The following is a 12,118-nucleotide window of genomic DNA, read 5'->3' as shown; positions in this document are numbered from 1 at the left end:
CCGTCACCGTTCGTCGCGAATTGACGGGAACGGAGGGCATTCTTCCGGCTATTGGGGGCGTACGAGGGACATCTCAGGGTCCGGATGGACGCACGGCCGTTCAGACCAGACGTACGGGTTTGTCCGCGCGGACGCCGACGGTGGAGAGCCAGGACCGCAACGGCTCCGCGTCGCCGTCCTCGACGAGACTCAGAACGGGTCCGCCGAGATCCGTCCTGCGCCCGCCGTCGACCAGCAGCGCGGGGCCGTCGAGCCAGTCGAGACCGGGCGCCGCTCCCGCCGTGTCCACGGCCGCGCAGCAGACCATCGCCACGACGTGGTCGGCGAGCAGCTCCGTGCCCGTACGCGGCGGCTGGAGCGGGAAGAGCGGAAGCGGGACGGGCCCCCAGGCGTCGAGGGGATCGGCGGCGGGCGTCGCGCCTGCCTCGGCCTTCCCGCCGTCCGTGCCGGGCCCGGTGGCCGCCCCCGCCTCGTCACGCGCCACGGCGGCGCCGATGCCGGCGGCGAGCTCCTCGCTGTTGCCGCCCGGAGCGGTGAGGTGGCCGATGACGCGGGCCAGCGTGGGCACCGCGGGGCCGTCGGCCGCCGGTGTGCCCGGCCCCGTCGCCCCGACGGACACGCTCGTGGCCACGCCCATGGCGTCGAGCACACGATGGAGACGGGCGGCCTCGGTGCGCCACTTCCGGTCGACGACCTCCTCCGGATACTGCTGCCAGTCGACCGGGGACCAGCCCGGGCCCGTCTCCGCCGGGCCGCCGTGGAAGAGCCGCGCGGCCAGCAGCGAGGCCGCCTCGTCGGCAGCGCCCGGCTCCTCCAGGAGATCGCAGGCGGGGCGCTCCCCCAGCCGGGAGGCGAAGCCTTCGGCCAGCCGGTCGCGCCGGGAGAGCTCGGTGAGGGCCGAGACGACGCCCGCGTCCAGGCGGGAGGGCCAACGGCCCATCCGCCAGGCGGGCAGCGCGACCCGGGTCAGCAGCCGGTCCCAGCCCGCGTAGGCGAGACCGACCTGTTCCTGGGCGACGATCCGCAGCCCGTAGTCCACCCCCTGGGCGCGCACCGATGCCGCGGCGGCGACGCAGCGCTCCATCTCCGCCGCGTGACCACGGCAGCCGCGCAGCAGGATCCTGGCGACCGACCCCGCGAAGACGGACGGAACGCGGCGCAGGAAGCCCTGGCCGGGCGCGGAGGCGTCGGCGACCACGGCGTCCAGGCCGCGTACGAAACGGCGGGCGGCGGCTATGTCGGGGTGCGCGGACGGCCCCGTGCCCGCGACGACGGGGGCGAGCACGGCCCGCAGCTCGGCGACCCGCATCCACCACAGGAAGGGCGAGCCGATGACCAGCACGGGCGCGGCCGGCACCCGCCGTCCGCGCCTGCCGCCCGTCAGCCCTCTGGCCAGGTCCGTCGCCCCCGTCCGGGCAGCGGGATGCGTACGGTCCTCCAGCCAGCTGTCGCAGTCCGGGGTCAGCGCTATGGCCGACGGCGCCGGGACGTCGAGCCGGTCGGCCAGGTCCCGGACCAGCCGGTAGAGATCGGGGGCCGCCTCCTCGGTGAGGGCGACCGTCGGGCTGACCGCGGGCCTGGCCCGCGCCACCGCGACGGTGACCGTCGCGGCGAGCAGCAGCACCACGACCGCGCAGGCCGTCACCGCCCGGAGCACCGTGTCCCACACGCCGCCGCCGAGCCGTCCCTGCGCCTGGGCGACCAGCAGCACGACGGCTGCGGCGGCGGGCAGGATGGCCACAGCCGTGGCCCTGCTGCGGACGCGCAGCAGCGCCAGGGCACGGGCACGCGCCGACAGCGCACCCAACTCCTCAACCGAACCGGTAGCGGACACGGCCGGACGTCACCCCCTCTGCCCCCGCGACGGTGTTGGTCACTCCCCCACTGTGGCACCAGCCACCGACATCGCAATGCCGGTGGGCCAAGTGCCGGAACGCTTGCGCCGCACCCTAGTTGGGGCCTCGGCGGACGTCATCCGGATGGCCGAGTCGTCACCCGATGGAATGGCTTTGGGTAAAGCTGCTGACGCGCCGGTCCTGAGGGGTTCCGTCGTACGGGCGAGCGTCGGTTCATGTGTACGAACCGATGTCCTTCCGGGCTCCTGGGAGCCGCCGGACACAACTGTGCCCGGCACCTCGGAGGGAGGTGCCGGGCACGGAAGCGGCGGTGTACGACCGCCCTTCTGGCCTTCTGTTCTGGCCTTCTCAGGCCTCCTCGGCGGCCTTGCGGGCGATGTCCGTACGGTGCTGGGAGCCGTCGAGCCGGATCCGGCCGACGGCCGTGTAGGCGCGCTCACGGGCCTGGCTCAGGTCCTTGCCGGTCGCGGTGACGGAGAGCACGCGGCCCCCGGCACTGACGACCGCGTCGCCGTCCCGTCTGGTCCCGGCGTGCAGGACGAACGCATGCGGCGCATCCTTCGCCACCACGTCCGCGAGGCCCTCGATCGGGTCGCCCGTCCGGGGGGTCGCGGGGTAGTTGTGCGAGGCGATGACCACGGTGACCGCGGCGTCGTCACGCCAGTTCAGCGGGGGTACGAGGTCCAGGGTGCCGTTGGCCGAACCGAGCAGGATCCCGGCCAGCGGGGTCTTCAGCCGGGCCAGGACCACCTGGGTCTCCGGGTCGCCGAAACGGGCGTTGAACTCGATGACCCGTACACCGCGCGAGGTGATCGCGAGGCCCGCGTACAGCAGCCCGGAGAAGGGCGTGCCGCGGCGGCGGAGCTCGTCGACGGTCGGCTGGAGGACGGACTGCATGACCTCGTCGACCAGCTTCGGGTCGGCCCACGGGAGCGGGGAGTACGCGCCCATGCCTCCGGTGTTCGGACCCTCGTCGCCGTCCAGGGCCCGCTTGAAGTCCTGGGCGGGCTGCAGCGGCAGCACCGTGGTGCCGTCGGTGATCGCGAAGAGGCTGACCTCGGGGCCGTCGAGGAACTCCTCGATGACCACCCGGTCGCAGGCCAGTGCGTGGGCGCGGGCTGCCTCGACGTCGTCGGTGACGACGACGCCCTTGCCGGCCGCGAGACCGTCGTCCTTGACGACGTACGGGGCGCCGAACGCGTCGAGGGCCTCGTCGATCTCGGCGGGCGTCGCGCAGACGTAGCTGCGGGCGGTCGGGACGTTGGCCCCGGCCATGACGTCCTTGGCGAACGCCTTGGAGCCCTCCAGCTGGGCCGCCTCGCCCGAGGGGCCGAAGCAGGGGATGCCGGCCGCGCGCACGGCGTCGGCGACACCGGCGACAAGCGGTGCCTCCGGGCCGACGACCACCAGCTCGGCACCCAGCTCGGTCGCGAGGCGCGCGACGGCGTCGCCGTCGAGCGCGTCGACCGGGTGCAGTTCGGCCACCTCTGCGATTCCGGCGTTGCCGGGGGCGCAGTACAGAGCGGTGACATCGGGGTCGAGGGAAAGAGAGCGGCACAGGGCGTGTTCGCGGGCGCCGCCGCCGATGACGAGGACCTTCACGGGGTGCAGCCTAACCGCCGGGGCGGGGCGGCCTCGACGGGCGCCGCTCCGTGGACGGCGGGGCGGCGCATGGCGCCCCACTCGCTTCCACTCGTCCTTACTCGTTGGTGAACTCCTCGACCACCGTGGCTCCCAGCTCACGGACGATCAGGTCGTGCCCGGAGAGCGCGGAGTCGATCAGGTCCGGATCGTCCGCCTCCGCGGTGTCGTCCTCCGGTGCGACCGGGTGCGGCGGCTCGGGGGCGGCCCGGTCGTAACCCGTCGGCTCGGGCCTGTGGGACTGCTGGGCCGGGGGCTGCTGGGCGGCCGGCGGGGGCTGCTGGGCAGCCGGCCGGGGCTCGTACGAGGGCGCCTGGGGGGCGGGCGCGGGCTGGTACGGGGCGGGGGAGGGCGGGCGGCCGCCGCCGCCACCGGGCTGCGCGGGCTGACCTCCACCGCCCGACGCGTCGACGACCGCGTCGACCCGCCACTTGGCGTTGAACTGCTCGGCGAGGGCCTGCTTCAGCACCTCCTCGCTGCCGCTGCTCGCAAAGGTGTCGCGGGCGCCCGCGTTGAGGAAGCCGATCTGCAGGGTGGCCCCGTCGAAGCCGGTGACCTGGGCATTCTGGCTGAGCAGGATCCAGGTGAACCGGCGGCGGTTCTTCACAGCTTCCAGGATGTCCGGCCACATGTTCCGCACCTGGGCAGCACCCTGCGCCATGTCCTGCCCGCCGACGGCGGCGGGCGCGACGGGTGCGGGGGCGGCCTGAGCGGGGGCCGCTGCCGGGGCGGGTGCCTGCGGGGGCGGCGTACTGCCGGGCGTGGAAGCGGTCGGCCAGCCACCGGGCCGGCGCGCCGCCTCACCTCCGCCTCCGGCGCCGCTGCCGGCCCCGCTCGCGGCAGGCCAGGCGCCGGGGCGCTGGGCGGCTGCGGGGGCTTCGGGCGGGGCCTGGGGTTGCTGGGCCGGGGGCTGCTGAACCTGAGGCGCGGCGGCCGGTGCTTCCGGGGCGGGGGCGGCCATGGGTGCGGCCTGCGGTGCGCCTGCCGGTGCGGCCTGCGGTGCGCCTTGCGGTGCGCCTGCCGGTGCGCCGTAGGCCTCGCTCCGTACCGCGGCGCGGGCGGCGGTCTGCCCGGAGACGGCCCCGGGACCGGCCGCGTGGGCCTCGGGCCCCGGCACGTAACCCATGGCGGGGCCCGGCCCGGCCATGGCGAAGGACGCACCACGCTCCAGCCGGTCCAGCCGGGCCTGGAGCGAACGCTCGTCGTCGAAGGCGGCGGGCAGCAGCACCCGGGCGCAGATCAGCTCCACCTGAAGACGCGGCGAGGTCGCCCCGCGCATCTCCGTGAGCCCCTCGTTGACCAGATCGGCCGCGCGGCTCAGCTCCGCGGCACCGAAGACGGCCGCCTGTGCCTGCATCCGCTCGACCACATCGGCGGGAGCGTCGATGAGCCCCTTGTCCCCGGCATCCGGCACGGCGGCCAGGATCACCAGGTCACGCAGCCGCTCCAACAGGTCGGCGACGAAGCGCCGGGGGTCGTTGCCGCCCTCGATGATCTGGTCCACGACCTCGAAGGCCGCAGCCCCGTCGCCCGCCGCGAACGCGTCCACGATGGAGTCCAGCAGGGACCCGTCCGTGTACCCGAGGAGCGAGGTCGCCATGGCGTATGTCACACCGTCGTCGCCCGCACCGGCCAGCAGCTGATCCATGACGGACATCGAGTCACGCACGGATCCGGCACCGGCCCGCACGACGAGCGGCAGCACACCGTCCTCGACGAAACTGTTCTCCTTGCCGCACACCTCGGCGAGATAACCGCGCAGCGTCCCCGGCGGCACCAGCCGGAACGGGTAGTGGTGCGTACGCGAACGGATCGTGCCGATGACCTTCTCGGGCTCCGTGGTCGCGAAGATGAACTTGAGATGCTCCGGCGGCTCCTCGACCACCTTCAGCAGGGCGTTGAACCCGGCCGGGGTGACCATGTGCGCCTCGTCGATGATGTAGATCTTGTACCGGCTCGACGCGGGCCCGAAGAACGCCTTCTCCCGCAGGTCACGGGCATCGTCCACACCACCGTGCGAAGCGGCGTCGATCTCGATCACATCGATCGAACCCGGCCCGTTGCGCGCCAGGTCCTGGCAGGACTGGCACTCCCCGCACGGCGTCGGCGTGGGCCCCTGCTCACAGTTCAGACAGCGGGCGAGGATGCGCGCGCTGGTCGTCTTTCCGCAGCCGCGCGGCCCGCTGAACAGGTACGCGTGATTGACCCGGTTGTTCCGCAGGGCCTGCTGCAGCGGGTCAGTGACATGCTCCTGACCGATGACCTCGGCGAAGGACTCGGGGCGATAGCGGCGGTACAGCGCAAGGGACGACACATCTACGAGGTTATCGGGGTGGACCGACAACCGGTCCCGCTCCGGGCCCCGCATCCGGCGGGACGCACACACCCCGGACACGCAAGGGCCCCCCACGCACCCGCCAGAGCCAACCTACCCTTGCTGCCTTCCGGCCCTGGGGGAGTTCAGTCAGATAGCGCCACGTGAGGGGCTGACGCCCACCTTAGCCGATCCCCGCCCCCTCAAGTCCACCCACCCGGCCTCCCGGGAGCCCCCCGGAACGATCTCCCGGGAACGTGTTCGCGAGCACCCTCCAACGTCTTGTATTGTTTGCGGCGGAGGATTCGCCTAGTGGCCTAGGGCGCACGCTTGGAAAGCGTGTTGGGGGCAACCCCTCACGAGTTCGAATCTCGTATCCTCCGCCATTGCTCTCACCGGGCAATACGTCGAAGGGCCCTGCAGCTTGCTGCGGGGCCCTTCGGCGTGGGTGGTTGCAGTTTTGGCCGCAGTTGTCGCCAGCAAGCCGCGGCGGCCGGCCGCCGCCTGCCGAGCGTTCAGGAGCTCCAGTCGGCCGCCGAGACCCAATGTGCCGCCCTGCCCGGCCGCTCCCCCGATTGCGCACGTAGACCGGCACGCTCTCCCCCGTCGCGCTCGACAGCACAAGGCGTTCGACGGACCGGACGACGTCGAGAACGGGCTGTGCCTCTGCTCGCTGCACCACAAGCTGTTCGACAAAGGCGTACTCGGTCTCGGCGAGGGCCACCGCATCCTGGTCTCCCAGAGCTTCGCCGGCCGCAGCACCGCCGCCCGCGAGCACGTCATCACGCTCGCCGGCCGTCCGGTGATCGGCCCCCGGCCGGGCGTCCGCCCCATCGCCGCCGACCACCGTTCCTGGCACACCGGCCAGGTCTTCCACGGCAGCTCACGTCCCGCAACGACCGCATGACCCCGCATGACCGCCGCCCCGACGATCACGAGAATGCGCTGGTAAGGAGCGCGATACCAAGAGTATGGTCTCTTGTATGGCGACGAAGAAGGTAACGGTGACGATTCCCGAGGATCTCTTGGACGAGATCCGTGCGGAGGCGGCAGAACGGGGCATGTCGGCGTACGTAGCCGAGGCGCTGCGCTTCAAGCGCGACCGGGACCGACTGCGAGAACTGTCGGACTGGCTGCAGGAGGAACACGGTCCCCTCACCGAAGAAGAGCGCAGCACTGCGTTCGAGGAGTTGGAGGACCTCGATGCCGAGCACGAGCGCCGGCGCGCCACCGGAACGCACGGCGCCGGAAAAGCCGCGTGAAGAAGCGGTCCGGTGAGCCCGGGCAGCGACCGCTGCGCATCTTCGTGCTCGACTGCGAAGCCCTGTCCCTGGCCGTGCGCGGCGACCGGAAGATGATCGCGTGGCTCGACCTTGCAGCCCGGGGTGAAGCCGAGGTGGTCACGTCTCCGATGACGCTGGTCGAGGCGTACGACGGCAGAACCACCGAGAAGCGCTGGGACTGGGTGCTTTCCCGGCTCGAAGTCGCCGACATCGGGAAGGACGAGGCCCGCCAGGCCCGCCGCCTGCTGGCGGACGCCGAGCTGCACGGCCACAAGTACGCGATCGACGCAGTACTCGCCGTCGTCGCCCGCCAGCAGAAAGGGCAGGTCACCGTCTTCACCTCGGACGTGGACGACCTGGAGAAGCTGGTCCCGGAGTCGATCGTCGTCAAGAAGGTATGACCCGGCACTCCGGTCTCAGTTCTGGTCTCATTCACGCCTGTCCAGTGCCGTTCGCCATCCGTCCGATGCCCGGCTCCGTCCCAGGTCAGAACAGCCCCGCCCCACTCCGAACCGTCGGACGAACATGTGGAAAGCGTGTTGGGGGCAACCCGAACGGTTCGTCCACAGGTCTGGGCGCCGCATCCTGGGACGGGTCATGTGGCCGCCGACGCGCTGCGGGCGGCCCGCAGGCGCTCTACCGAGGTGCTGACCTGCGCCGCTCGGGTGCGGGGTCAGGTTCGGTGGCCTGGAGGTCGGCCAGTAGTTCGGCCTGGCCCGTCAGCACGCCGGACAGGATCGTTCGCGCCACCCGCAACAGCTCCGCCACCTGCGGATTGGTCAGCGAGTAGTGGACGGCGGAGCCCTCACGGCGGGGGACGACCAGGTTGGCCCGGCGCAGGACGGCCAGTTGCTGGGAGAGGTGGGCCGCCTCCACCCCGATCTCGGACAGCATCTCGGAGACCGCGTGCTCGCGCCGGCTGAGGAGTTCCAGCACACGGATGCGCACCGGGTGTCCGAGGGTTTTGAAGAACTCCGCCTTCAGCTGGTACAGCGGCGCGCTCACCGGCCGGACCCCGCCCGGCGGTGGGCCGTCGGACGACACGGCGGCCGGACGGTCGCTGTCGTGCGAGTGCCGTGCATCGCATCCACCTCAGAACTCTTCACCATGGGGGCATCGTCGCGCACTCACGCGCGGTCATGACCTCGGGAATTGCCAAGGTTAGCAATGCCGAAAGACGCGAAAGGGCTGCCCGGAGCCCCCGGGGCGGTGCGGCGGCGCACCGTGTGTGTGCCGCCGCGTGCCGAGGCGGTGGTCAGGCCTTCTTCACCACGGCCGACTTGAGCTGCATGGGGCCGAACCCGTCGATCCTGCAGTCGATGTCGTGGCCGTCCACCCCGTCCACCAGACGGATGTTGCGCACCTTGGTGCCGGCCTTGATTCCGCTCGGGCTGCCCTTGACCTTCAAGGTCTTGGTCACCGTCACGGTGTCGCCGTCGGCGAGTACGTTGCCGACCGCGTCCCTGATCACCCCGTCGTCCCCGGTGCCACCCGCGGACTCGGCGGAGGCGGACGCGGGTGCCCACTCATGGCCGCATTCGGGGCAGACCAGGAGCGCGCCCATCTCGTAGGTGTACACGCCGGAGCACCGGGGGCACGGCGGCAGTGTCTCGGTCACATCGTTCATGGTGATTCCTTGCTTGGTCGTTCCTGTACATCTCTTTACAGCACAGGGGTCTTTCACAGCGGGAGGGTGATCCAGATGCTTTTGCCCTTGCCGTCCGCGTCGCCCCTGATGACGGCGGTGCCGCCCAGGCCGAGGGTGAGTTCCATGACGGTGCTCAGCCCGCCGCCGCCCGCCTTGGTGGTCGCCGAGAAAAGCATGGGCCGGTGGGGGTGCCGGTCGTGCACGGCGAACGCGAACGTGTCCGGGCCGGCCGCGTAGATGACGGTCACGTTCGGGGACAGCACGGCGGCGTGCTGGACGCTGTTGGTGACCAGCTCGGACAGGATCAGCAGCGCCGGATCGACCGCGGGGTGACGTCTGCTGACCCCCCACTCGGCCAGGACCTGTTCGGTGGTCTCCCGCGCGATCCGCACCGCGGAGCCCATCGCGGGCAGAGTGAGTACATGCCTCAGGGGGAGGGCTTCGAGTCGACTGCTCACCGGGCGGCCTCGGCGTGGACCAGGCGGAACCCCGCGACAACCTGCGGGCGGATGCGTACCAGGGTGTCGTGCGGCCCGTGCGCCCAGCCGTGCAGGGTACGGCGGTAGTGGCCCGCCTCGTCCGGATCGGTGACCACCTCGGCCGGGCCGGTCACGGTCACCGTCCAGCCGACGCCTCCCGCCACCTTGATCTCCTGTGCGTGATACGTGAGTGACGAACGGGAGGCCAGGGCCGCTTCCTGGGCGGGTGTGCGGACGATCAGACACCCGTACTCGAGTACGTGGACGGCCGGGCGGAGCACGGGGACCTCGTCCCGGACGTACACCAGCTGTCCCTGGGCCGCGCTTTCGAGCAGCCACAGCGCCTCGGTACCGGGCAGCTCGATCATGCGGCGGGAGACGGGCGTGGTCATCGGGGAGCCTCTTCGGTGACGGGAGCGGTGACGGGAGCGGCGGCAGATGCGGTGGCAGATGCGGCGGGCAGCAGCCCGGCCCGGTGCAGGTGGGCGCGGGCCCCGGCGATCGCCTCCGGTGTGGTGGCGTACTCGCGGCCCTCCAGGCGCAGCAGGTCCAGCGCACCGACCGATGCGAGGGCACGTCGCTGGCCGGGACGGATCCCGGAGGCCAGTACGGCGATGCCGCGCCGGTTCAGCTTCTCCACGGCGTCCTTGAGGACCAGGGCCCCGGTGGCGTCCATCGTCGTGATCCGTGACATCCGCAGAATCACCACGCGGACGTCGGCGACCTCGGAGAGCTCCAGGAGGAAGCGGTGGGCACCGGCGAAGAACACCGGCCCGTCGATGCGGTAGGCGACGATGTGCTCGGCCAGCAGCGCGTGTTCTTCCTCGCTGTGCTCGCCCGGCAGATCGGCCGTGAAGTCGACCTGGTCCATCCGGGCATGATTGGCGACCGCCCTCAGCGCCAGGGCGCCCGCGACGACCAGGCCGATGACGACCGCGTAGACGAGGTCGAGGGCAAGTGTGGCCACGGCGGTCAGCACCAGAACGATCGCGTCCGAGCGGGTCGCCCGGACCATCGCCCGCAGTGCGCCGACCTCGACCATGCGGATCGCGGTGGCCAGTAGTACCCCGGCGAGCGCGGCCAGCGGGATCTTGGAGACGAGCGGGGCGGCGGCGAACACGATCACCGCGAGGACGGCGGCATGGGTCAGTGCGGCAAGGCGGGAGCCGGCACCGCTACGGACGTTGACGGCGGTACGGGCGATCGCCGCGGTGGCGGGCACGCCGCCGAACAACGGGGCGGCCAGGTTCGCGATGCCCTGCCCGAAGAGTTCCTTGTCCGGGTCGTGCTTCTGGCCCACCGTCATGCCGTCGGCGACCGTGGCGGACAGCAGTGACTCCAGCGCTGCGAGCGCGGCGACCGCCACGGCCGGGGCGAGCAGCGAGCCCAGTGCGGACAGGTCGAGGAAGGAGAGCGACGGCGCGGGGAGCCCGGACGGCAGGTCGCCGATCGGGGCCGCCGCGTCCAGGTGGAAGAGCTGGGCGGCCGACGTCGCGGCGACGACGCCCACGATCGAGAACGGGATCGTGGGCCGCCAACGGGCGCCGAGCAGCATCACGGCCGCCACAGCGAGGGCCAGGCCGGCCGCGGTCCAGTTCGGGGTGCGTACGAACTCCTCCACGGCCCGCCAGGTCACCACCAGGACCGTGTCGCCGTCGGGAGCGGCGGCCCCGAGGGCGTTCGGGACCTGCTGCAGGCCGATCACGCACGCGATACCGAGGGTGAAACCCTCCACCACCGGCGCCGGGATGTACCGCATGTACCGGCCGGCCTTCAGCAGGGCCAGTGCGATCAGCAGCACGCCGGCCATCAGGCCGACCGTCAGCACCCCGCCCGGCCCGTACCGGGCAACGATCGGCACCAGCACCACTGTCATGGCACCGGTGGGCCCGGATACCTGGAGGTTGGAGCCGCCGAACAGGGCCGCGAGCGCACCCGCGACGACGGCGGTGGCCAGTCCGGCCTCGGCGCCCAGGCCGGAGGAGACCCCGAACCCGAGCGCGAGCGGCAACGCCACGATCGCCACAGTGAGGCCGGCGAGCAGGTCGCGGCGCGGATTGCGGGCCATGACGGCGAAGTCCGCGCGGGCGGGCAGCAGGGACCGGACCCGGTCCCACGACCGGGTGAACGACCCGCTCATCGCGCCTCGGCTTCCCGTAGCTCCACGAGAAGTTCGTTCTGCCCGGCCAGCATCTCGGTCAGGATCCGCCGCGCCGCCCGCATCAGCTCCGCCACGTCCCCGCCCGCCAGCTCGTACACCACCGTCGAGCCCACCCGCGCGGAGGAGACGATGCCGGAGCGGCGCAGCACCGCCAGTTGCTGGGACAGCGCCGACGGCTCCACCTCGATCGCCGCCAGCAGGTCACGGACCGGCATGGGACCTTCCTGCAACAGCTCCAGAACCCGTATGCGGACAGGGTGCCCGAGCATCCGGAAGAACTCGGCCTTGGCCTGATACAGCGGAATCGCCACGGTCATGGCCCCCTTCACCACCCCGACGGCCCGGGGCTTCGCTCGGCGCTGTGCCCACGGATACCTGCCGACACAGCCACCACAGCATGTAGTGAATTGCCAAATTTCGCAATTCACAGATTCATGTATTCACTGTGCGAGCTCGGCCATGCGGGAGGGAACCACCGGTGCGGCGCCACGCAGCGTGCCGTACCTGAGGAGACCGGGCATACCGAAACTCCGGCCTCCGACCGGGGCGGCGGACCGAGAGCCCAGGCGATCCTTCATGCACGGCAAGCGGCAGGTTGACCACGAATGGCCACCTGTCGGCCACAGCTTCCGGTTCCCCCCTTCCGTGGTGGCGCGGAGCGTGCTTCCGCACCTCTCTCGTGCGCCTCCCCGGGGAGAGCGCTACGTGGAAGCCGGCGGAGGTCCGGAGGTGGCAT

11 protein-coding genes, 1 tRNA gene, 1 other RNA gene and 1 pseudogene are annotated in these 12,118 nt (G+C 71.9%); 4 read left to right on the top strand and 10 right to left on the bottom strand.

The features are described from left to right. Positions 1-100: 100 nt before the first annotated feature. The 4 genes from OG524_RS19265 to ffs form a co-directional block, all read right to left on the bottom strand. The gene (locus OG524_RS19265) at positions 101-1,834 is read right to left on the bottom strand and encodes a hypothetical protein (protein ID WP_405811265.1); all 1,734 of its coding nucleotides are present in this window, start codon (positions 1,832-1,834) and stop codon (positions 101-103) included. 370 nt (positions 1,835-2,204) lie between these two features. Next, a complete protein-coding gene (purD, locus tag OG524_RS19260) occupies positions 2,205-3,458 on the bottom strand; it encodes a phosphoribosylamine--glycine ligase (protein ID WP_405811263.1) in 1,254 nt (417 codons plus the stop codon). 97 nt (positions 3,459-3,555) lie between these two features. Beyond that, positions 3,556-5,811, bottom strand: a complete 2,256-nt coding sequence (locus OG524_RS19255; RefSeq protein ID WP_405389599.1) for a DNA polymerase III subunit gamma and tau — start codon at positions 5,809-5,811, stop codon at positions 3,556-3,558. 80 nt (positions 5,812-5,891) lie between these two features. Further along, an RNA gene (ffs, locus tag OG524_RS19250) (signal recognition particle sRNA small type) lies at positions 5,892-5,988 on the bottom strand. Between the two features lie 121 nt (positions 5,989-6,109). On the opposite strand from ffs, the gene OG524_RS19245 reads away from it, so the two are divergent. The 4 genes and pseudogenes from OG524_RS19245 (at position 6,110) to OG524_RS19230 (ending at position 7,495) form a co-directional block, all read left to right on the top strand. Beyond that, positions 6,110-6,197: transfer RNA gene (locus OG524_RS19245), tRNA-Ser, on the top strand. 239 nt (positions 6,198-6,436) lie between these two features. Then, positions 6,437-6,718: pseudogene (locus OG524_RS19240) on the top strand (HNH endonuclease); the annotation flags it as partial. A gap of 76 nt (positions 6,719-6,794) precedes the next feature. After that, positions 6,795-7,073 carry a CopG family transcriptional regulator gene (locus tag OG524_RS19235; protein WP_405389601.1) on the top strand — a complete coding sequence of 93 codons (279 nt, stop codon included), beginning with the start codon at positions 6,795-6,797 and terminating at the stop codon, positions 7,071-7,073. Continuing rightward, positions 7,070-7,495, top strand: a complete 426-nt coding sequence (locus OG524_RS19230) for a PIN domain-containing protein (protein ID WP_405389602.1) — start codon at positions 7,070-7,072, stop codon at positions 7,493-7,495. Before OG524_RS19235 ends, OG524_RS19230 begins: the two co-directional genes overlap by 4 nt. A 235-nt stretch (positions 7,496-7,730) precedes the next feature. Here OG524_RS19230 and OG524_RS19225 read toward each other — a convergent pair whose 3' ends face one another. From OG524_RS19225 to OG524_RS19200, 6 genes are all read right to left on the bottom strand, one after another. After that, positions 7,731-8,099, bottom strand: a complete 369-nt coding sequence (locus OG524_RS19225; RefSeq protein ID WP_405389603.1) for an ArsR/SmtB family transcription factor — start codon at positions 8,097-8,099, stop codon at positions 7,731-7,733. A gap of 250 nt (positions 8,100-8,349) precedes the next feature. After that, positions 8,350-8,712: a zinc ribbon domain-containing protein YjdM gene (locus OG524_RS19220; RefSeq protein ID WP_405393146.1), complete on the bottom strand. Its 363-nt coding sequence runs from the start codon at positions 8,710-8,712 to the stop codon at positions 8,350-8,352. Positions 8,713-8,774: 62 nt separating this feature from the next. Then, positions 8,775-9,146: an ATP-binding protein gene (locus OG524_RS19215; RefSeq protein ID WP_405389604.1), complete on the bottom strand. Its 372-nt coding sequence runs from the start codon at positions 9,144-9,146 to the stop codon at positions 8,775-8,777. 50 nt (positions 9,147-9,196) lie between these two features. After that, positions 9,197-9,613 (bottom strand): pyridoxamine 5'-phosphate oxidase family protein, encoded by a 417-nt coding sequence (locus OG524_RS19210; protein WP_405811259.1) that lies wholly within the window; start codon positions 9,611-9,613, stop codon positions 9,197-9,199. Continuing rightward, on the bottom strand, positions 9,610-11,361 hold the full coding sequence (locus OG524_RS19205; protein ID WP_405811257.1) for a SulP family inorganic anion transporter: 1,752 nt from the start codon (positions 11,359-11,361) through the stop codon (positions 9,610-9,612). The genes OG524_RS19210 and OG524_RS19205 overlap by 4 nt, the downstream gene beginning before the upstream one ends. After that, positions 11,358-11,693, bottom strand: a complete 336-nt coding sequence (locus OG524_RS19200; protein ID WP_405393147.1) for an ArsR/SmtB family transcription factor — start codon at positions 11,691-11,693, stop codon at positions 11,358-11,360. The genes OG524_RS19205 and OG524_RS19200 overlap by 4 nt, the downstream gene beginning before the upstream one ends. Positions 11,694-12,118: the final 425 nt, after the last annotated feature.

It is taken from the genome of Streptomyces sp. NBC_01520 (assembly GCF_045040375.1).
Taxonomy (GTDB): domain Bacteria; phylum Actinomycetota; class Actinomycetes; order Streptomycetales; family Streptomycetaceae; genus Streptomyces.
This window is presented reverse-complemented; position numbering and strand designations above follow the sequence as displayed.